The organism is Pseudomonas sp. MM213 (genome assembly GCF_020423045.1).
Classification (GTDB): Bacteria; Pseudomonadota; Gammaproteobacteria; order Pseudomonadales; family Pseudomonadaceae; genus Aquipseudomonas; species Aquipseudomonas migulae.
Map to the genome: position 1 here is coordinate 4,255,641 of NZ_CP081943.1, position 20,024 is coordinate 4,275,664.

The 20,024-nt window shown below is 58.9% G+C and carries 17 protein-coding genes and 1 pseudogene; 4 read left to right on the forward strand and 14 right to left on the reverse strand.

The window, feature by feature from the left end; all coding sequences use genetic code 11:
- Positions 1-81 precede the first annotated feature (81 nt).
- From K5R88_RS19415 to K5R88_RS19425, 3 genes and pseudogenes are all read right to left on the reverse strand, one after another.
- Positions 82-1,446 carry an aspartate aminotransferase family protein gene (locus tag K5R88_RS19415; protein WP_008026032.1) on the reverse strand — a complete coding sequence of 455 codons (1,365 nt, stop codon included), beginning with the start codon at positions 1,444-1,446 and terminating at the stop codon, positions 82-84.
- Positions 1,447-1,504: 58 nt separating this feature from the next.
- Positions 1,505-2,863: a glutamine synthetase family protein gene (locus K5R88_RS19420; protein ID WP_008026030.1), complete on the reverse strand. Its 1,359-nt coding sequence runs from the start codon at positions 2,861-2,863 to the stop codon at positions 1,505-1,507.
- Between the two features lie 100 nt (positions 2,864-2,963).
- Positions 2,964-3,281: pseudogene (locus tag K5R88_RS19425) on the reverse strand (gamma-glutamyl-gamma-aminobutyrate hydrolase family protein); the annotation flags it as partial.
- Positions 3,282-3,559: 278 nt separating this feature from the next.
- On the opposite strand from K5R88_RS19425, the gene K5R88_RS19430 reads away from it, so the two are divergent.
- From K5R88_RS19430 to K5R88_RS19440, 3 genes are all read left to right on the forward strand, one after another.
- The gene (locus tag K5R88_RS19430) at positions 3,560-4,936 is read left to right on the forward strand and encodes a glutamine synthetase family protein (protein WP_008026026.1); all 1,377 of its coding nucleotides are present in this window, start codon (positions 3,560-3,562) and stop codon (positions 4,934-4,936) included.
- A gap of 235 nt (positions 4,937-5,171) precedes the next feature.
- The gene (locus tag K5R88_RS19435) at positions 5,172-5,897 is read left to right on the forward strand and encodes a carbonic anhydrase (protein WP_226298215.1); all 726 of its coding nucleotides are present in this window, start codon (positions 5,172-5,174) and stop codon (positions 5,895-5,897) included.
- A gap of 92 nt (positions 5,898-5,989) precedes the next feature.
- A complete protein-coding gene (locus K5R88_RS19440; protein ID WP_226298216.1) occupies positions 5,990-6,628 on the forward strand; it encodes a TetR/AcrR family transcriptional regulator in 639 nt (212 codons plus the stop codon).
- Positions 6,629-6,816: 188 nt separating this feature from the next.
- Here K5R88_RS19440 and K5R88_RS19445 read toward each other — a convergent pair whose 3' ends face one another.
- The 9 genes from K5R88_RS19445 to K5R88_RS19485 all read right to left on the reverse strand — a co-directional run bounded on the left by K5R88_RS19445 (position 6,817) and on the right by K5R88_RS19485 (position 15,793).
- A complete protein-coding gene (locus K5R88_RS19445) occupies positions 6,817-7,032 on the reverse strand; it encodes a TOBE domain-containing protein (protein ID WP_003229256.1) in 216 nt (71 codons plus the stop codon).
- Positions 7,033-7,065: 33 nt separating this feature from the next.
- Complete coding sequence (gene ssuB, locus K5R88_RS19450; RefSeq protein WP_008040746.1) at positions 7,066-7,872, reverse strand: aliphatic sulfonates ABC transporter ATP-binding protein; 807 nt, start codon at positions 7,870-7,872, stop codon at positions 7,066-7,068.
- On the reverse strand, positions 7,869-8,651 hold the full coding sequence (gene ssuC, locus K5R88_RS19455) for an aliphatic sulfonate ABC transporter permease SsuC (RefSeq protein ID WP_008040745.1): 783 nt from the start codon (positions 8,649-8,651) through the stop codon (positions 7,869-7,871). Before ssuC ends, ssuB begins: the two co-directional genes overlap by 4 nt.
- Before the next feature lie 8 nt (positions 8,652-8,659).
- Complete coding sequence (ssuD, locus tag K5R88_RS19460; protein ID WP_008026018.1) at positions 8,660-9,808, reverse strand: FMNH2-dependent alkanesulfonate monooxygenase; 1,149 nt, start codon at positions 9,806-9,808, stop codon at positions 8,660-8,662.
- 25 nt (positions 9,809-9,833) lie between these two features.
- Positions 9,834-10,799, reverse strand: a complete 966-nt coding sequence (locus K5R88_RS19465) for a sulfonate ABC transporter substrate-binding protein (RefSeq protein ID WP_008026015.1) — start codon at positions 10,797-10,799, stop codon at positions 9,834-9,836.
- An 89-nt stretch (positions 10,800-10,888) separates the two neighbouring features.
- On the reverse strand, positions 10,889-11,482 hold the full coding sequence (ssuE, locus tag K5R88_RS19470; protein WP_008026012.1) for an NADPH-dependent FMN reductase: 594 nt from the start codon (positions 11,480-11,482) through the stop codon (positions 10,889-10,891).
- A gap of 308 nt (positions 11,483-11,790) precedes the next feature.
- Positions 11,791-12,429, reverse strand: a complete 639-nt coding sequence (locus K5R88_RS19475; protein WP_008026010.1) for a peroxiredoxin — start codon at positions 12,427-12,429, stop codon at positions 11,791-11,793.
- A 294-nt stretch (positions 12,430-12,723) separates the two neighbouring features.
- Complete coding sequence (locus K5R88_RS19480; protein WP_223434020.1) at positions 12,724-14,085, reverse strand: OprD family porin; 1,362 nt, start codon at positions 14,083-14,085, stop codon at positions 12,724-12,726.
- A 373-nt stretch (positions 14,086-14,458) separates the two neighbouring features.
- The gene (locus tag K5R88_RS19485) at positions 14,459-15,793 is read right to left on the reverse strand and encodes an OprD family outer membrane porin (protein WP_008040737.1); all 1,335 of its coding nucleotides are present in this window, start codon (positions 15,791-15,793) and stop codon (positions 14,459-14,461) included.
- Positions 15,794-16,154: 361 nt separating this feature from the next.
- Between K5R88_RS19485 and tauA the strand changes: the two genes are divergently transcribed.
- The gene (gene tauA, locus K5R88_RS19490; RefSeq protein WP_226298217.1) at positions 16,155-17,144 is read left to right on the forward strand and encodes a taurine ABC transporter substrate-binding protein; all 990 of its coding nucleotides are present in this window, start codon (positions 16,155-16,157) and stop codon (positions 17,142-17,144) included.
- A gap of 113 nt (positions 17,145-17,257) precedes the next feature.
- Here the strand turns inward: tauA and argA are convergent, their stop codons facing one another.
- Positions 17,258-18,556 carry an amino-acid N-acetyltransferase gene (gene argA, locus K5R88_RS19495; RefSeq protein WP_226298218.1) on the reverse strand — a complete coding sequence of 433 codons (1,299 nt, stop codon included), beginning with the start codon at positions 18,554-18,556 and terminating at the stop codon, positions 17,258-17,260.
- Between the two features lie 266 nt (positions 18,557-18,822).
- Entirely contained in the window at positions 18,823-19,992 is a 1,170-nt protein-coding gene (gene argE / locus K5R88_RS19500) for an acetylornithine deacetylase (protein ID WP_226298219.1), read from the reverse strand.
- Between the last annotated feature and the right edge of the window lie 32 nt (positions 19,993-20,024).

The following is a 20,024-nucleotide window of genomic DNA, read 5'->3' on the forward strand; positions in this document are numbered from 1 at the left end:
GGTGGCGGTCTTTCAAGGAAAGGCCGCCGTTTGCGACTGCCCTGAGCGAAAGTTTCATGTCTCCCGCTCAGAGCCTAGCACTTAGCCCTGCAACGCACTCAGGGTCAGGTCCAGGCACTTGCGTGCCTTGGTCACCAGCTCATCGATTTCAGCCTTGGTGATCACCAGTGGCGGAGCAATGATCATGGTGTCGCCGACGGCACGCATGATCAGGCCGTTGTCGAAGCAGAATGTGCGGCAGATCATGCCGACGCCCTTGCCTTCGTAACGCTTGCGCGTGGCCTTGTCCTGAACCAGTTCGATGGCCCCCAACAGCCCCACCCCGCGCACTTCCCCCACCAACGGGTGATCGCTCAGTTCCCGCAAACGTTTCTGCAAGTAAGGTGCCGTTTCTGCATGAACGCGCTCGATAATTTTTTCTTCGCGCAGGATGCGGATGTTTTCCAGCGCCACCGCCGCCGCCACCGGGTGTCCGGAGTAGGTGAAACCGTGGTTGAAATCGCCGCCCTCGTTGAGCACCGCCACCACTTCGTCACGCACGATCAGGCCACCCATCGGGATGTAGCCGGACGTCAGGCCTTTGGCGATGGTCATCATGTCGGGTTTGAGGCCGTAGAAATCGGTACCGAACCACTCACCGGTGCGGCCGAAACCACAGATCACTTCGTCCGCCACGAACAGGATGTCGTACTTGGCGAGGATTTCCTTGATGCGCGGCCAGTAGGTGTCTGGCGGAATGATCACGCCACCGGCACCCTGGATCGGCTCGGCAATAAAGGCACCGACGTTATCCACGCCGATTTCCAGAATCTTCTCTTCCAGCTGATTGGCCGCCCACACACCGAACTCTTCCGGTGTCATGTCGCCGCCTTCACTGAACCAGTACGGCTGGGCGATGTGGACGATGCCCGGGATCGGCAAGTCGCCTTGTTCGTGCATGTACGTCATGCCACCCAGGCTCGCGCCGGCCACGGTGGAACCGTGATAACCGTTCTTGCGGCTGATGATGACTTTCTTCTTCGGCTGGCCCTTGATCGCCCAATAGTGGCGGACCATACGCAGCATGGTGTCGTTGCCTTCGGAGCCGGAACCGGTGAAGAACACATGGTTCATGCCTTCTGGCGCGATGTCGGCAATGGCCTTGGCCAGCTCGAGCACTGGTGGGTGGGCGGTCTGGAAGAACAGGTTGTAGTAAGGCAACTCGCGCATTTGCTTGCTGGCGGCATCAGCCAGTTCATCGCGACCGTAGCCGATCGCTACGCACCACAGGCCGGCCATGCCGTCGAGGATCTTGTTGCCTTCGCTGTCCCAGAGGTAAACGCCCTTGGCGTTGGTGATGATCCGCGGGCCTTTCTCTTTCAGCTGCTTGAAGTCGCTGAACGGGGCCAGGTGGTGATCGTTGCTCAGGGTTTGCCATTCACGGGTTTGCGGGTTGTTGCTGGTCATGCGAACTCTCCTAAGATTTCGGTGAAAGGCGCCGCCAAAAGCAGCGGCGCCCGGCGCATCAGACGGCGAAGAGCAGGAATTCCCGCTCCCAGGAGCTGATCACGCGCTTGAAGTTTTCATGCTCGGCCCGCTTGACCGCGACGTAGCCAGTGATGAATTTCTTGCCCAGGTATTTCTCGATGGTCGCGCTGTTTTCCATGCGATCCAGCGCGTCCTCGATGGTCAGTGGCAGGCGCAGGTTGCGGCGTTCATAGCCGCGCCCCACCACCGGCGCACTTGGGTTCAAGCCTTCGACCATGCCGATGTAACCGCAGAGCAGGCTCGCGGCAATCGCCAGGTACGGGTTGGCATCAGCCCCCGGCAGGCGGTTTTCCACCCGACGGTTTTGCGGCCCGGCATCCGGCACCCGCAGGCCCACGGTGCGGTTCTCTTCGCCCCACTCCACGTTCACCGGCGCCGACGTATCCGGCAGGAAGCGGCGGAACGAGTTGACGTTCGGGGCAAACAGCGGCAACAGCTCGGGGATCAGTTTCTGCAAGCCACCGATGTGATGCAGGAACAACTGGCTCATGGTCCCGTCTTCATTGGAGAAGACGTTCTTGCCGGTCTCGATGTCGATGATGCTCTGGTGCAGGTGCATCGCGCTGCCCGGCTCCCCGGTCATCGGCTTGGCCATGAAAGTGGCGGCCACGTCGTGCTTGAGCGCGGCTTCGCGCATGGTGCGTTTGAACACCAGGATCTGGTCGGCCAGGGACAGGGCATCGCCGTGACGGAAGTTGATTTCCATCTGCGCCGTGCCGTCCTCGTGGATCAGCGTGTCGAGGTCCAGCTCCTGCAGTTCGCACCAGTCGTAGACGTCTTCGAACAGCGGATCGAATTCGTTGGCCGCTTCGATGGAGAACGACTGGCGACCGATTTCCGGGCGCCCCGAGCGACCGATTGGCGGTTGCAGCGGGTAGTCGGGGTCGTCGCTACGCTTGGTCAGGTAAAACTCCATTTCCGGCGCCACGATTGGCTGCCAGCCCTTGTCGGAATAGAGCTTCAGAACCTTTTTAAGCACGTTGCGCGGCGACAGCTCGATCGGGTTGCCTTGCTTGTCATAAGTGTCGTGGATCACCTGGGCGGTCGGCTCGATGGCCCATGGCACCAGGAACACTGCATTCGAGTCGGGACGGCAGATCATGTCGATGTCGGCCGGATCGAGCAGTTCGTAATAGATGTCGTCTTCGACATAGTCGCCGGTCACGGTCTGCAACAGAACGCTCTCGGGCAGGCGCATGCCTTTTTCAGCAATGAACTTGTTGGTCGGCGAAATCTTGCCCCGGGTGATCCCGGTCAAGTCGGCGATCATGCATTCGACTTCTGTGATCTTGTGGTCTTTCAACCAATCGGTGAGCTGGTCGAGGTTGTTACTCATAAATGCCTCTTAGGCTGAGTTTCCTGACTCTTATAAGTCAGGCGTTGTTTGACGCACGGGCGTCGCTTGGTACAGATTGCCACTGCAATTGCCGCGCACAAATACCTGCCTCGACGACGGCATGGGTGAACGGGAACAATGCAAGGCGTGCAGAATCATGAGCGATGACCGACACGTTGGTCGGGCCAGCCAGGTAAAACGGTTCTATATTGGAAGGACAACCCGTAAAGAGAATGTCGCGCAGACCGTCCAGAATATCGGACGGAACCAGCCGGTTTGCCGGGGAAGGAAGAGTCGACGGCACGCCTTTGGCAACACGGGCCCTGGCGTGAGCGTAACGATCGCCACTGATGTGATAAGCATGCAGACCGATCTGCTTAGAGCAGACGGCGACGCCGATTAACGGCAGGCGAGACATGAAGCACCCCGGTATTATTGCTGTTATGGGTTTGAATCGAGCTTAGCCTTGTTCATTTTTTTACACAACACCCCCGTAAAAAATACAACACGGCCCGCTCAAGCCCGCGGACGGCAAAGCATTCAAAGGCATAAAAACGCCCCAAAGTGCCTCAAAAAAGCCTCATGGGCGCTTTTTTAGGGCAAAAAAGGCCTCGCTTGACTTCGGCATGCCGTTCGGGTTGACTGGAATCCGAAGAGATCAATGATTGATATTTTTAACAACAAAGGTGTTGCATCATGTCGGTACCCCCGCGTGCCGTTCAGCTTAACGAAGCGAACGCGTTCCTTAAGGAACATCCTGAGGTTCTGTACGTTGACCTTCTGATTGCGGATATGAATGGTGTGGTGCGCGGCAAGCGCATTGAACGCACCAGCCTCCACAAGGTTTACGAGAAAGGCATCAACCTGCCGGCCTCTCTATTTGCTCTGGATATCAACGGCTCGACGGTGGAAAGCACCGGCCTGGGCCTGGACATCGGCGATGCTGACCGAATCTGCTATCCAATCCCCGACACCCTGTGCAATGAGCCCTGGCAGAAGCGCCCTACCGCGCAACTGTTGATGACCATGCACGAACTCGAAGGCGAGCCATTCTTCGCCGATCCGCGCGAAGTGCTGGCCAACGTGGTGCGCAAGTTCGACGAAATGGGCCTGACCATCTGCGCCGCGTTCGAGCTGGAGTTCTACCTGATCGACCAGGAGAACGTGAACGGCCGTCCGCAACCACCTCGCTCGCCGGTTTCCGGTAAACGCCCGCACTCGACACAGGTCTACCTGATCGACGACCTCGACGAATACGTCGACTGCCTCCAGGACATTCTGGAAGGTGCAAAAGAGCAAGGCATCCCGGCCGACGCCATCGTCAAGGAAAGTGCCCCGGCGCAGTTCGAAGTAAACCTGCACCACGTGGCCGACCCGATCAAGGCTTGCGACTACGCGGTCCTGCTCAAGCGCCTGATCAAGAACATCGCCTACGACCATGAGATGGACACCACCTTCATGGCCAAGCCTTACCCGGGCCAGGCGGGCAACGGTCTGCACGTCCACATTTCGATTCTTGATAAAGATGGCAAAAACATTTTTGCCAGCGAGGATCCCGAGCAGAACGCCGCGCTGCGACACGCGATCGGCGGTGTGCTCGAGACCCTACCGGCGCAGATGGCTTTCCTCTGCCCGAACGTCAACTCCTACCGTCGTTTCGGCGCGCAGTTCTATGTGCCGAACTCGCCGTGCTGGGGCCTGGACAACCGCACCGTAGCGATTCGCGTACCCACCGGCGCCGCCGATGCCGTACGTATCGAACACCGTGTGGCCGGCGCCGACGCCAACCCGTACCTGCTGATGGCTTCGGTCCTGGCGGGCGTGCACCACGGCCTGACCAACAAGATCGAGCCGGGCGCACCCGTGGAAGGCAACTCCTACGAGCAGAACGAGCAAAGCCTGCCGAACAACCTGCGCGACGCATTGCGCGAGCTGGACGACAGCGAAGTCATGGCCAAGTACATCGATCCGAAATACATCGATATCTTCGTGGCCTGCAAGGAAAGCGAGCTGGAGGAGTTTGAACACTCCATCTCCGACCTTGAGTACAACTGGTATCTGCATACCGTTTAAGCGGTTGCAGTGAAAAAGGAACGCCGCAGGCTTCACAGCTTGCGGCGTTTTTTTTTGCTCGCGATTTGTTATGGAATGCTTGCGACCAAAAACCAAGGAAAACTCCTACGAATTCGTCAGACGCTAACGACATCTGTCCCCTGACCACCACCTCACACTCCAGACTCCGGAACTCTTTCCGTTTCCCTGACTACGTGTGAGAACAAAAATGAAAAAACAGCGATTGGGTACAGCCATGACTCTGATCGTCGCCAGTTTGTGCACGACCGCCTGGGCAACCACTGGCGACACGGCCCCATGGAGCTATTCCGCCCCCACCGGCCCACAAAACTGGGGTGAACTGAAGAGCGAGTACAGCCTCTGCTCGTCAGGCCAAACACAGTCGCCCATTGATATTCGTGACGCGGTCAAAACCGATCTGGAGCCTCTGAACTTTACCTATCTTTCAGGCAAAGCCACGGTAGTGAACAACGGTCATACGATCCAAGTAACTCCAGAGAACGCCGGAGGAATCAATCTGGCCTCCGGTCATTACTCCTTGGTACAACTGCATTTCCATACGCCAAGTGAAGAAATGATCCAGGGGCGCATCTTCCCGATGGACGCACACCTGGTTCATCGCAATGCCGCAGGCGAACTGGCCGTGGTGGCCGTGGTGTTTGAAGAGGGTGCTCACAACCCGAACCTGGAGCCTGTCCTGGCAGCCATGCCAAAAAATACAGGTGGCACTGCGAACCTGGAGGCGATTAACGTTGCGCAGTTATTACCTGCAAACCATAACGCCTATTCCTACATGGGCTCCCTCACAACACCTCCCTGTACCGAAGGCGTGCGCTGGAATGTGCTGACCACTCCATTGGAAATTTCCCGCGCGCAACTGGAGGCTTTCCAGGTGCTCTATCCGATGAATTCACGCCCAGTTCAACCCTTGAACGGTCGGAGTGTGCACGTCGGAGGCTAATCAGTCCTGACAGTCAATTCGGGCAGCGGTGCCCATACAGACAAGGTGCCACCCGCCTCGTACAATGCCCGCTGCCCCGCAGGAGACCGTCAATGACCCGACTCGCCACCCCACGCAAACCCCGCGCCCGCAGCCAGGCCCGGATCGATTCGATACTCGATGCCGCCCGCACGCTGCTGGCCGCCGAGGGCGTGGCCAGTCTGTCGATCTACAGCGTTGCCGAACGCGCGGACATCCCGCCCTCCTCGGTCTACCACTTTTTCGCCAGCGTCCCGGCCCTGCTCGAAGCGCTGACTGCCGACGTCCATGCCGCTTTCCGCGCCTGCCTGCAAGCGCCCATCGACCACGATGCGCTCAACGGCTGGCGGGACCTGTCGCGGTTGGTGGAACAACGCATGCTCGACATCTACGACGAAGACGCCGCCGCCCGCCAGTTGATCCTCGCGCAGCATGGCCTGACCGAAGTGACTCAGGCAGACCGTCAGCACGACATTGAGCTGGGCGACCTGATGCACAAGCTGTTCGATCATCATTTCGAACTGCCCAAATTGCCGACTGACGTTGATGTGTTTGCGCTGGCCATGGAGCTGGGTGATCGGGTGTATGCGCGTTCGGTGCAGCAGCATGGGCAGATTACGCCGCGCATGGCCGAGGAAGGGATGCGGGTGTTTGATGCGTATCTTGGGCTGTATTTGCCGCCGTATTTGCCCAAGCGTGCTATTCCTGCCTGATTATTTTTTAGCTGCACCGGCCTCATCGCGAGCAGGCTCGCTCCCACAGGGGAATGCATTCCAAATGTGGGAGTGAGCCGGCTCCGGGCGGCGTTCCGACGATGGCTGCACCGCCAGACTCACTGATTCACGCGCATAAAAAACCCCGAAGGGTTCGAACCCTCCGGGGTTGTTGATTGTGCACGCCCTTACAACTTGGCGATCGACACCTCGGTGGATTTCACAAACGCGATCACTTCGCTGCCGACCACCAGCTCCAGCTCTTTCACCGAGCGGGTGGTGATCACCGACGTGACGATGCCGGAAGCGGTTTGCACGTCGATTTCCGACAGCACGTCACCCAGTACGATTTCCTTGATCGAGCCTTTGAACTGGTTACGAACGTTGATGGCTTTGATAGTCATGATGTTGATTCCTGTCGTTGAATGAGGCTTGAGTTATTGAGCCCAGCGCAGTTGCGTAGGCAAGGGTGAAACAGGTTCCGGTTCCGGCGGCTGGCCAGGCAGCGCGAGGACGCGATTGAGGACTTCGGTTTCCAGCGCCGCCAGCCGATGCGAACCCCGAACCCGAGGGCGCGGCAGTTCCACGTGCAGGTCGAGGCCGACTTCGCCCTCTTCGATCAGGATCACCCGATCGGCAATCGCCACCGCTTCACTGACGTCGTGAGTCACCAGCAACACGGTGAAACCGTGCTTCTGCCAGAGCCGTTCGATCAGTTGCTGCATTTCGATCCGGGTCAGGGCATCCAGCGCGCCCAGCGGTTCGTCCAGCAACAGCAGGCGCGGTTGATGGATCAGCGCGCGGGCCAGGGCCACACGTTGCTTCTGCCCGCCGGACAAGGCCGCCGGCCATTCATTGGCGCGGTCCGCCAGGCCGACCGACTCCAACGCTTCCAGCGCCTGTGGCCGCCAGTTACCCGAGAGACCGAGGCCGACGTTGTCGATGACCTTTTTCCACGGCAGCAGACGTGCTTCCTGGAACATCAGCCGGGTGTCTTCCCGCGCGTCACTCAGCGGTGCGGAACCGGCGAGCAATTCACCGCCCGTGGGTTTGTCGAGACCGGCGAGCAACCGCAGCAAGGTACTTTTGCCGCAACCACTGCGCCCCACCACGGCGACGAATTGGCCGGCCGGAATGTGCAGATCGATCTCGCGCAGCACCTGCCGCGAACCGAAGGTTTTTTGCAGCTTGCGCACCACCAGCGGAATCCCGCGCAGCAGGCGTGGAGGTTGTTGAGCGGTCATGCGGCACCTCCTTTGGCAACCTGATACGCCGGATGCCAGCGCAGCCACACACGTTCAAGTCCACGAGCCGCGAGGTCGGCCAGTTTGCCGAGCACCGCGTACATCAGGATCGCGAGCACCACCACGTCGGTCTGCAAAAACTCCCGAGCGTTCATTGCCAGGTAGCCAATGCCGGAGCTCGCGGAAATGGTTTCAGCAACGATCAAGGTCAGCCACATGAAGCCCAGCGCAAAACGCACGCCGACCAGAATCGAAGGCAATGCACCCGGTAGAATCACCTGACGGAACAGACTGAAACCGGACAAGCCGTAGCTGCGCGCCATCTCCACCAGCGCCGGGTCGACGTTGCGAATGCCGTGGTAGGTGTTGAGGTAGATCGGGAACAAGGTGCCCAACGCCACCAGGAAAATCTTCGCCGACTCGTCGATGCCGAACCACAGGATCACCAGCGGAATCAGCGCCAGATGTGGCACGTTGCGGATCATCTGCACCGAACTGTCGAGCAGGCGCTCGCCCCATTTCGACAGGCCGGTAATGAAGCCCAGCGCCAGGCCGATGCCGCCACCGATGGTGAAGCCCAGCGCCGCACGCCAGCCGCTGATGGCCAGGTGCGTCCAGATTTCACCGCTGCGCACCAGGCTCACCCCGGCTTCGATCACGGCAATCGGCGCCGGCAGAATCCGTGTCGACAACCAGCCCGCCGACACCGACAACTGCCACACCGCCAACAGCAAAATCGGCAACGCCCAGGGCGCAAAGTTGTGGATGATTCTCTTCATGGCGCGCCTCAGCTCTGGGACGCTGCTTTGGGAAGAATGTCGTTGGCGACCATCTCGCCGAACGGGCTGACGTAACCGGCGCTTTTCGGCAATTCCGGACGCTCGATGTCCAGATGCGGGAACAGCAACTCGGCGACGCGGTACGACTCTTCCAGGTGTGGATAACCGGAGAAGATGAAGGTGTCGATGCCCAGGTCCGCGTATTCCTTCACGCGGGCGGCCACGGTCGGACCGTCGCCGACCAGTGCAGTACCGGCACCGCCACGCACCAGGCCGACGCCGGCCCACAGGTTAGGGCTGACTTCCAGGTTGTCGCGACTACCGCCATGCAGCGCCGCCATGCGTTGCTGGCCCACGGAATCGAAGCGCGCCAGGGAAGCCTGGGCACGGGCAATGGTGTCGTCGTCCAGGTGCGAGATCAGTCGATCCGCCGCTTGCCAGGCTTCGGCATTGGTTTCACGGACGATCACGTGCAAGCGAATACCGAAGCGCACCGTGCGGCCAAGCTTCGCGGCTTTGGCGCGAACCTGTTCGATCTTCTCGGCCACGGCGGCCGGCGGTTCGCCCCAGGTCAGGACCATTTCCACTTGCTCGGCGGCCAGGTCTTGCGCGGCTTCCGACGAGCCGCCGAAATACAGCGGCGGACGCGGTTGCTGGATCGGCGGATAGAGCAACTTGGCGCCTTTCACGCTGATGTGCTGACCGTCGTAATCGACGGTTTCGCCTTCCAGCACGCGACGCCAGATGCGGGTGAATTCCACCGAAGCCTGATAGCGCTCTTCGTGGGTCAGGAACAAACCATCGCCGGCCAATTCTTCCGGATCACCGCCGGTCACCAGGTTGAACAGCGCACGACCGCCGGACAGACGATCCAGTGTCGCGGCCTGACGCGCAGCCACCGTCGGGGAAATGATCCCGGGGCGCAGGGCGACAAGGAATTTCAAACGCTGGGTCACCGGGATCAGCGACGCGGCCACCAGCCACGAGTCTTCGCACGAGCGGCCAGTGGGAATCAGCACCCCGCCGAAGCCCAGACGATCCGCCGCTTGCGCGACTTGTTGCAGGTAACCGTGGTCAACGGCGCGAGCGCCTTCGGCGGTGCCAAGGTAATGGCCGTCGCCGTGGGTAGGCAGGAACCAGAAGATATTGAGGCTCATGGAGTGGTCTCCTTGGGGAATCGAATTACTGCGCTTTGGCAACGGCTGCCGGCGGCGTCCAGATCACGTCTTTGATGCTGAGCGGCTTCGGAATCAGCTTGAGCTGGTAGAAGCTGTCGGCGATTTTCTGTTGCGCAGCGACCACTTCCGGGGTCAGGAACAACGCGCCGTAGCCCTGGCGTTTCACCGAGGTCAGGGTGATGTCTTCCGGCAAGCCGAGCAGTGGCGAGACCTGCTTGGTCACGTCTTCAGGATTGGCCTTGGACCATTCGCCGACGGCGCGCACTTCTTCCACGAGGGTCTTGATCACCTCGGGATTTTTCTGTGCGTAAGGCTTGGTCGCCAGGTAGAACTGATGGTTGTCGACGATGCCCTTGCCATCGCGCAGGGTGTGCGCTTGCAGCTGCTTCTCGGCGGCGGCCTGGTACGGGTCCCAGATGACCCAGGCATCGACACTGCCACGCTCGAACGCGGCACGGGCATCGGCCGGCGGCAGGAAGACAGTCTGGATGTCGGTGTATTTGAGGCCGGCGTCTTCAAGCGCGCGGACCAGCAGGTAGTGAACGTTGGAGCCTTTGTTGAGCACGACTTTCTTGCCCTTGAGGTCCTTCACCGATTTGATCGGCGAGTCCTTCGGCACCAGGATCGCTTCGCTGTGCGGCGCAGGCGGTTCGTAGGCGACGTAGAGCAGATCGGCGCCCGCCGCTTGAGCAAATACCGGAGGCGTTTCGCCGGTGACACCGAAGTCGATGGAGCCGACGTTCAGGCCTTCAAGCAGCTGCGGGCCGCCGGGGAATTCAGTCCATTGCACATCGACACCTTGGGCGGCGAGGCGTTTTTCCAGAGTGCCTTTGGCTTTGAGCAGCACCAGGGTGCCGTATTTCTGATAGCCGATTCGCAGGGTTTCAGCTTGTGCTTGAGTAATGGCGCCGAAGGTTACAGCCGCAGCAAACAGAGCGACCAGACCACGACGCAAAATGACAGTGCGCATAGCGCTCTCCTTTTTGCAGTTGGGTTTTGGCTGCACCTGCTTGGCCGTTGACGGCTGAGTAAGGTGAGTACATCAAGTCAGGGTGAGGCTTAAATGCTCCAGCGAGCACTCAACAAACGATCATTCAGCAGGTTCGGATCGATCGGCTTGGGCCGTCGGGCCATGGCGCTGAAGAACAACTCCAGCGATTCATTCAGTCGTTGTTCCAGCTCCGGCGCCAGCTGCGCCTGGGCGCTGCCTTCGCCGTAAGCGATCTGGCTGTCCACAGCGAAAATCCCGTGGAGCATTTCCTGGGCTTTCAATGCCGACAGCACTGGCTTGAGTGCGTAATCCACCGCCAGCATGTGAGCGATGCTGCCGCCGGTGGCCATGGGCAATACCACTTTGTGCGCCAGGGCGCGTTCGGGCAGCAGGTCCAGCACGGTTTTCAAAGCACCGGAAAACGACGCTTTGTACACCGGGGTGGCGATCAGCAGGCCATCGGCGTTTTCAATCTGTTGCAACAGGTCGATCACCTTGGGGCTGTCGAACCGTGCGTGCAGCAAGTCTTCGGCCGGGAAGTCCCGTACCTGATAACTCACCACTTCCACACCTTGCTCTTGCAACCAGCGTTGAGAGCGCTCCAGCAGCACCCCGGAACGTGAGCGTTGGCTGGGACTGCCACCGAGTGAGACGACCAGCATTCAGACGATTCCTTGAACGGTGCAGGCGATTCGCAGTGGGCGATCTCGCTTCGATGGAGAGACCTTAACAGGTGATTTATATATCTTTAAATCATATTTATTCATTTGGTTATGCGATGTAGTTCTATACGAAACCGCTTTCTCCGGGCAAAAAAATGGGCCGTATAAACGGCCCGAAATTCCCCTGCTATATGGATTTGCACAGCCCTTGTAGGAGCGAGGCTTGCCCGCGAAGAGGCCATGTCCAACATTGATGTTGGCTTTGACGACGCCTTCGCGGGCAAGCCTCGCTCCTACAGGGACGTCGATCAACGATTAGGCTGCGGCGTCAGGCGCAGGTACGGCTTCACCGCGCGATAACCCTTTGGAAAGCGCTTCTTGATTTCCTCTGGATCCTGAAGCGACGGCACGATCACCACTTCTTCACCGTCCTTCCAGTTGGCCGGGGTGGCCACCTTGTAGTTGTCGGTGAGTTGCAGCGAGTCGATCACCCGCAGGATTTCATGGAAGTTGCGGCCGGTGCTCGCCGGGTAGGTGATGGTCAGGCGAACCTTTTTGTTCGGGTCGATCACGAACAGCGAACGCACAGTCAGGGTGTCGTTGGCGTTCGGGTGAATCAGGTCGTACAGGTCCGATACCTTGCGATCAGCGTCGGCCAGGATCGGGAAGTTGACGATCGTGTTCTGGGTTTCGTTGATGTCCTCGATCCACTTGTGGTGCGAGTCCACCGGGTCTACCGACAACGCGATGGCCTTGACCCCGCGCTGGGTGAATTCATCCTTGAGCTTGGCGGTGAAGCCCAGCTCGGTGGTGCACACCGGGGTGAAATCCGCCGGGTGGGAAAACAGCACGCCCCAGCTATCGCCCAGCCATTCATGGAAACGGATGGTGCCGGCGCTGGAATCCTGTTCGAAGTCGGGTGCGATGTCGCCGAGTCTGATGCTCATGGTGGGCTCCTGATGAGTAGGTGTAGAACTCAACTGTAGCTCGTGTTGGGGAGTTTAGAAAAAGAATAAATAAAGCCATTCTTAGACTCTAAAAGAATATTAAAGATCTGTTCACTGGACCTGCAAAGTCATCGCGACGACTATCGCTTCCAAGGTTCGAGAAGGCCTTGAGTCGCTGCAAAAGAGGGAACGTTTCGGGACGGGATTACGGGGGTGACCCCGCCCCGAAAACGCAAAAGCCCCGCCCGGCGTGATGCCGGGCGGGGCTTTTTTTCAGCGGTTACGCGAGCGCTATTACAACAGCGGGATCGAGTAGCTGACGATCAGGCGGTTTTCGTCCTGCGAACGAGTGCTCGGCAGGTCGGTACGCCACATAGCGTTTTTCCACATCAAACCAAGGTTTTTCAGCGGGCCTTCTTGTACAACGTACGCTAGGGTGAAGTCGCGTTCCCACTCGGAACGACCCGAAGCGTTCTCGCGGCCATTGCTGCCCACGGTGTCGATATCGTCACCTTTGAGGTACACAGCGCCAGCGGTCAGGCCTGGTACACCCACTTTAGCGAAGTCATACGAGTAGCGTGCTTGCCAGGTTTTTTCGCCGGCACGGGCGAATTTCTGGATTTGCATGTCAGTGATGATGTAAGCCGACGAGCCGTCACCCTGGTTCAGCCAAGGGAAGTCGCTGCTGCCGTTGCTGACCTGATAACCGCCACCGAAGGTGTGACCGGCAACGGTGTACAGGAACAGGCCGCTGTACAGGTTGTTGTCGACTTTACCGCGACCACTTGGACTGGCGGTGTAGTTGCCGGTGCTGTAGTAGGTAGAGTCGTGACCGTTGGCACCGTCGTCGCTGCTATTGAAGTAGCGCAGGTCGGATTTCAGAACGCCCGGGCCGATTGCCCAGTTGTGAACCAGACCCAGGAAGTGCTGCTTGTAGAAATCTTCCAGGTTGCCGTAGTAGTACTGGGCAGTCAGGTCTTTGGTGATTTTGTAGTCACCGCCACCGTAATAGAATTTGTTGCTGTCGCGGCCAGCCGCAGTGCGACCGTTGGCACCAGCGATCGACAACTCTTCGTTGTTGCTGGAGTTACGACCTTTGGCGTGCTCGATCTGACCACCGACCAGTGTAAGGTCCTTGATATCGCCCGAAGTGATCTGGCCACCCTGGAAGGTTTGTGGCAACAGACGACCGTCGTTGGTCACGATCACTGGCAGTTTTGGCTGCAAGGTACCCAGCTTCAATTCGGTCTGGGAGATCTTGGCTTTGGCAGTCAGGCCCAGGCTGGAGAAGTTATCAACCGCTTCGCCGTTGGACTTGCTTGGGAAAACAGTGCCGCCGTAAGAACCATAGTTGGCCCCGGATGCAGCGGTCGCACCGTTAGTGCCGCCACCGGAATCCAGACGCACGCCCAGCAGGCCGATAGCATCGATACCGAAGCCGACGGTGCCTTGGGTGTAACCGGAGGTGAAACGCAGATCGAAGCCTTGGCCCCATTCTTCGTTTTTGTTCGCACCAGCGCCGTCACGGTTATCGGTGTTGATGTAGAAGTTACGCAGCCCCAAAGTAGCTTTGCTGTCTTCGATGAAACCGGCGGCGCCTGCCTGCTGCGCCAAAACCCCTACGGCCACAGCCAGGGCCAAGGTGGACTTGTTCATTGTTTCGCTCCTCTCGTTTCTAATTTTTTCGGTCCTGAGTCGAATGCCCTGGATCCTGAAATGTGCGGATACCGCTAACCGCAATCCGCGCGCCACTCAACTGATGTGTCTAAGTCAAGGGTCTAAGCGCGGCGAATGGGCCGGCATGGTAAACGTAAATACATTTATTTCATTCTTTTTCATGCCGTGCGGGAATAAAAAGCGGCATTTTAATCGCTACGGGACACTCGATATCGGCCCCGGCGGGATGCACTTTAGGGCTTTATTTTAAAAGCCAAAAAGAATAATAAATTCCTAAGTAATACCTAATTGGCATATGTGAAAAAAACACAAAAAAGCCCCGCCAAACGGCGAGGCTCTTTTGCGCAATCTCTTACAAGAAGCTGTAGGTGTAGTTGAAGATCAGACGGGTCTGGTCCTGGTCAGCGTTGGTGTTGCCACGATAAGCACCGTGACGCACCGTCGTGCCAAACCCTTTAAGTGGACCGGTTTGAATCACATAGTCTACGCGCAGGTCGGTTTCCCGCTCGTTCAGGTCTTCACCCGCGCCGCTGACGGTCTTGATATCCCGGCCATACAAGTAAGCAGCCGAAGCTTTCAAGCCTGGTACACCCAAAGACGCGAAGTCATAGGTGTACTGACCGTACGTGGTGTTTTCACCGGCACGGATAAAGCTGCCCACAGTGGCATCGGTGAACGAGTAGAAGCTGGCGCCGCCACCACCTTCGTTGCGACCGTTGCCATCGACAACGTTGCCCTGGTTCAAGAAGACGAAGCCGCCGTCATCGTTGACACGCTGATGCCCGAGCAGGAACGCGTTGCCGCCCAGGGTGTAGGTGAACGTGGCGCTCCAGGTCTTGTTATCGACCTCGCCCTTGTTCTTGGCGAAACCACCGTTGTTGTTGAATTGGTAGCCAGCCTGACCGTTCTTGCCGTCGGAGCTGCTGTCGAAATAACGAAGGTCGGTCTTGAACGACTGGTTGGGTGCGATCGGGTAGACGTGCACCAGGCCGAGGAAGTCCTGCTTGTAGAAGTCTTCCAGGTTCGCGTGGTAGTACTGCAGCATCAGGTCTTTGGTGACTTTCCAGTCCGCACCGGCATAACGGAACTGATTGCTGTCCTGAGTAGCGCCAGCCACAGACAGGCCAGTGCTGTTGCTGGACGCGCGACCCGTCGCGTGCTCCAGCTGACCTACGTTGAAGGTCACGTTGTCGATTTCCTTCGAGGTGATGGTGCCACCTTCAAAGGTTTGCGGCAGTACGCGACTGTCGTTCGCGATCAGGATCGGCATGTTTGGCTGCAGGGCACCACCGTAGTGGGCCTCTGTCTTCGAGAAGCGTGCCTTGACGTTGCCCGCCACGCGGCTCCACGAACTCTCTGCCGAACCATCGGTATCGCTAGGGCTGAAGGAGTTATTGTCCGGGTGATGGCCCTTGCCGCCGTCCAGATGGATACCGACCAATGCCTGGGCATCGATACCGAAACCTACGACACCTTGGGTGAAGCCCGACTGGTAATCGAATTTGAGGCCTTCAGCGGCTTCGCGCTGACGGTTAGCTGGGGTCTTGGCGCCTTCACGGACATCGGCGTCGAAATAATAGGTACGCGAACTGACGGAAGCCTTGCTGTCTTCGATGAAACCGGCGGCGCCTGCCTGCTGCGCCATAACCCCTAGGGCCACGGCCAGCGCCAAGGTGGACTTGTTCATTGTTAAACTCCTCTCGTCTCTAATTCTTGTATTCCTGGCCCGGAATCAATGTCCCAAGTCCTAAGATGCGCGATTAGCGCCAGAGCGTGACCCACAAGTCAATCGTAACCATGTGTGTCTACGACCATGGTCTAATCCCCGTTTTTTGGTCCGTGCAGGGTCATGATTTCGTCATAAACCTGAAAAGAATGAATGGATTCTTTTCTAATACCGTTTAGGAATTTTGCTCACCGTTTGCTGCCCCGCGGACTAGAGCGGCCAGCTCATAAGCTAATTCCTAAATGGTATTTATTAGGCGTTTTTTAGATCGATTAGGTTTGGAAGCAATTCCGCAACAATTCCTATCGATAAGGCCTACGCCATGACGACCAAGCGCGCACTATCCAACCCAATTGTTACAGTTTGTGTATCGGTATTATTTTCTTTTTCCGCCCATGCCGCGAACCTCACCGTCGGCTATCAAACCGGAATAGACCCCAGCAAAGTCCCCCAGGCGGATGGACTCTACGAGAAAACCATCGGCCAAAAAATTGACTGGCGTCGTTTCAACAGTGGACCGGAAGTAGTAACCGCCATCGCCTCGGGCGACGTACAGATTGGCAACCTCGGCTCAAGCCCACTGGCCGCGGCCGCCTCGCGCAATTTGCCGATTGTCGCGTTTATCGTTTCTGCCCAGATCAACGCCGCCGAAGCGTTGGTGGTGCGCAACGGCAGCGGCATCGAGAAACCGGAAGATCTGATCGGCAAGACCATCGCCACACCGTTCGTTTCAACCTCTCACTACAGCTTGCTCGGTGCCTTGAAGCACTGGGGCCTGGACGCCTCGAAAGTCAAAGTGGTGAACCTGCAACCGGCGGAAATCGCTGCCGCCTGGAAGCGTGGGGACATCGACGGTGCGTTCGTCTGGTCGCCCGCCCTGGGGGAAATTCGCAAGACTGGCAAGACGTTGACTGACGCTGCACAGGTGGGTCAGTGGGGCGCGCCGACTTTTGAAGTGTGGGTGGCGCGCAAGGATTACGCCGAGAAACATCCCGACGTCGTAGCCAAGTTCGCCAAGGTGACGCTGGACTCGTTCGCCGACTATGCGGCACATAAAGACAGCTGGACCGCCGATTCGGTGCCGGTACAGAAAATCGCCAAACTGACCGGTGCCAATGCCGCCGATATACCGGAATTGCTGGCCGGTTCTGCATTCCCGGACGCCAAGGCGCAACAAACCACCGCGCTGCTGGAGGGCGGCACGGCGAAGGCGATTGGTGAGACGGCGAAGTTCTTGAAGGAACAAGGCAAGGTTGAGACGGTGCTGCCGGACTATTCGCCGTATGTTAGTGCGAAATTCGTCACCGAGTAACACACCGTTCCCCGTAGGAGCGAGGCTTGCCCGCGAAGAGGCCATACCTGCCGACACATATGTTGAATTTGAGGCCGCCTTCGCGGGCAAGCCTCGCTCCCACAGGGTCCGGGTTACAAGGTTTTTTCGAAGATCTTCGAATTACGCTGATAGTTGTACAGCGACGCCCGCGCCGACGGCAGGCGCTCGACGCTGCTTGGCACAAACCCGCGCTCGCGGAACCAGTGAGCCGTACGGGTAGTCAGGACAAACAAGGTTTTCAAACCCTGAGCACGAGCGCGGGTTTCAATGCGCTCCAGCAACTCATCCCCGCGACCGCCATGACGGTACTCCGGGTTCACCGCCAGACACGCCAACTCCCCGGCATCCGAATCGGCAATCTGATACAGCGCCGCGCAAGCGATGATCATGCCTTCGCGCTCGACCACGCTGAACTGCTCGATCTCACGCTCCAGCACTTCGCGGGAACGCCGCACCAGAACCCCCTGCTCTTCCAGCGGGCTGATCAAATCCAGCAGACCACCAACGTCTTCAATCGCGGCTTCACGCACGACCTCGAATTGCTCCTGTGCCACCAGCGTACCGCCGCCGTCACGGGTGAACAGTTCGGTCAGCAGCGCGCCGTCTTCGGCGTAACTGACGATATGGCTGCGCGCCACGCCGCCACGGCAGGCTTCAGCCGCCGCATCCAGCAGTTCCGCCTGATAGTTGCTGCCCAGACGCTGCAAATGCGCCGGCACTTGTTGCGGGCGCAGTTCGCGCACCAGACGACCGTTTTCATCGATCAAGCCCAGGTCCGCGCCGAACAGCAACAGTTTATCGGCACCCAGGTCGATGGCCGCGCGGGTCGCGACGTCTTCGCAAGCGAGGTTGAAAATCTCCCCGGTCGGCGAGTAGCCCAGCGGCGACAGCAGCACGATGGAGCGCTCGTCCAGCAGGCGATTGATGCCTTTGCGGTCAACCCGGCGCACTTCGCCGGTATGGTGATAGTCGACACCTTCGAGCACGCCGATCGGCCGGGCGGTCACCAGGTTGCCGCTGGCCACTCGCAGGCGCGAGCCCTGCATCGGCGACGAAGCCATGTCCATGGACAGGCGCGCTTCGATGGCGATACGCAACTGGCCGACCGCATCAATCACACACTCAAGGGTCGCGGCATCGGTGATGCGCATGCCGTGGTGGTAATGCGGGGTCAGGCCGCGTGCCGCGAGACGGGTTTCAATTTGTGGACGGGAACCGTGAACCAGCACCAATCGCACGCCGAGGCTGTGCAGCAGCACCAGGTCGTGGACGATGTTGCCGAAGTTCGGATGCTCCACGCCGTCGCCGGGCAGCATGACGACGAAGGTGCAATCGCGGTGGGCATTGATGTAAGGCGAAGCGTGACGAAGCCAATTAACGTATTCGGGCATGAACCTGGGCCTGTAATAAATAGCAGCCAAAAAATGGGCGAAACAGAAAACGCACAGCGGGCTGATGGTTATCGTCGGAACAGGCTTGGCGACACGCGCGCTCTCCTCATGAATACGGGTTTAAACATCGGCAATTTATACACTTTGTCGGTCATGACACAGACCCTGTGGGAGCGAGCCTGCTCGCGATGAGGCCAGACCAGTCAACATGGATGTTGAATGATAGATCGCCATCGCGAGCAGGCTCGCTCCCACATGGATGGTGCTCAACCAACCGACATCGGCGTTTGGGCCGGTGTCAGGCAGTAATGTTCAATCAACTGTCGTAATAGATGCACGGTAGGCTGCAAACGTGACATTTCGAGGTATTCCCCCGGTTGGTGCGCACACGCGATGTCACCCGGGCCCAGCACCAGCGTTTCGCAGCCAAGGCGTTGAAGATAAGGCGCTTCCGTCCCGAACGCCACTGCTTCGGCGCGATGACCGGTGAGCTGCTCCGCGATGCGGACCAATTCTGCGTCCTCAGCCTGCTCGAAGGGCGGCACTTCAGGGAACAGCGGCGCGTAATCGATCTTCACCTGATGGCGCTCGGCAACCGGCTGGAGTTTCTGCAGAATCTCCGCACGCAGCACCTTGGGGTCCATGCCCGGCAACGGACGCAGGTCGAATTCCAGCGAACACTGGCCGCAAATCCGGTTGGGGTTATCGCCGCCATGGATGCAGCCGAAGTTCATGGTCGGAGTCGGCACGCCGAACTGCGGATTGCGGAATTCACGTTGCCACAGCAGGCGCAGGCCGCGCAATTCGCCAATCGCATCATGCATGGCTTCGAGGGCGCTATGGCCCAGGCGCGGATCGGAGGAATGGCCGCTCTGACCGAGAATGTCGATGCGCTCCATCATGATGCCTTTGTGCATGCGGATCGGCTTGAGCCCGGTCGGCTCGCCGATCACCGCCGCTCGGCCCAACGGGCGTCCTGCTGCGGCCAAGGCACGCGCGCCGGACATCGAGCTTTCTTCGTCGCAGGTGGCGAGGATCAGCAACGGTTGTTTGAACGGCTGGTCGAGCAACGGCAGGACGGCTTCGATGGCGAGGGCAAAAAAGCCTTTCATGTCGCAACTGCCCAGCCCGACCCAGCGGCCATCGACTTCGGTCAGCTTCAGCGGATCGGTCTGCCACAACGCGCCATCGAACGGCACCGTGTCGCTATGCCCGGCGAGCACCAGACCGCCGGGGCCGGAACCAAAACTGGCCAGCAGGTTGAATTTGCCAGGGCTGACCTGCTGGATATCGCAGGCAAAACCCAGATCACCGAGCCACGTCGCCAGCAAATCGATCACTGGACGGTTGGTCTGATCGAGGCTGGCCTGAGTGCAACTGACCGATGGTGCGGCAATCAGCGCAGCGAACTGATCTTTCATCGACGGCAACGGCATCGCTGACTCCAACTCCCGAATTGAAGTCCATC

Bases quoted from the DNA above. Each gene is read 5' to 3' on its own strand.
- K5R88_RS19445 (WP_003229256.1), bottom strand. From the start codon at position 7,032: ATGACTATCAAAGCCATCAACGTTCGTAACCAGTTCAAAGGCTCGATC.
- argE (WP_226298219.1), bottom strand. From the start codon at position 19,992: ATGCCGTTGCCGTCGATGAAAGATCAGTTCGCTGCGCTGATTGCCGCA.
- K5R88_RS19440 (WP_226298216.1), top strand. From the start codon at position 5,990: ATGACCCGACTCGCCACCCCACGCAAACCCCGCGCCCGCAGCCAGGCC.
- K5R88_RS19415 (WP_008026032.1), bottom strand. From the start codon at position 1,446: ATGACCAGCAACAACCCGCAAACCCGTGAATGGCAAACCCTGAGCAAC.
- tauA (WP_226298217.1), top strand. From the start codon at position 16,155: ATGACGACCAAGCGCGCACTATCCAACCCAATTGTTACAGTTTGTGTA.
- ssuB (WP_008040746.1), bottom strand. From the start codon at position 7,872: ATGACCGCTCAACAACCTCCACGCCTGCTGCGCGGGATTCCGCTGGTG.
- K5R88_RS19435 (WP_226298215.1), top strand. From the start codon at position 5,172: ATGACTCTGATCGTCGCCAGTTTGTGCACGACCGCCTGGGCAACCACT.
- K5R88_RS19430 (WP_008026026.1), top strand. From the start codon at position 3,560: ATGTCGGTACCCCCGCGTGCCGTTCAGCTTAACGAAGCGAACGCGTTC.
- ssuD (WP_008026018.1), bottom strand. From the start codon at position 9,808: ATGAGCCTCAATATCTTCTGGTTCCTGCCTACCCACGGCGACGGCCAT.
- K5R88_RS19480 (WP_223434020.1), bottom strand. From the start codon at position 14,085: ATGAACAAGTCCACCTTGGCCCTGGCTGTGGCCGTAGGGGTTTTGGCG.
- ssuC (WP_008040745.1), bottom strand. From the start codon at position 8,651: ATGAAGAGAATCATCCACAACTTTGCGCCCTGGGCGTTGCCGATTTTG.
- K5R88_RS19485 (WP_008040737.1), bottom strand. From the start codon at position 15,793: ATGAACAAGTCCACCTTGGCGCTGGCCGTGGCCCTAGGGGTTATGGCG.
- K5R88_RS19475 (WP_008026010.1), bottom strand. From the start codon at position 12,429: ATGAGCATCAGACTCGGCGACATCGCACCCGACTTCGAACAGGATTCC.
- argA (WP_226298218.1), bottom strand. From the start codon at position 18,556: ATGCCCGAATACGTTAATTGGCTTCGTCACGCTTCGCCTTACATCAAT.
- ssuE (WP_008026012.1), bottom strand. From the start codon at position 11,482: ATGCTGGTCGTCTCACTCGGTGGCAGTCCCAGCCAACGCTCACGTTCC.
- K5R88_RS19420 (WP_008026030.1), bottom strand. From the start codon at position 2,863: ATGAGTAACAACCTCGACCAGCTCACCGATTGGTTGAAAGACCACAAG.
- K5R88_RS19465 (WP_008026015.1), bottom strand. From the start codon at position 10,799: ATGCGCACTGTCATTTTGCGTCGTGGTCTGGTCGCTCTGTTTGCTGCG.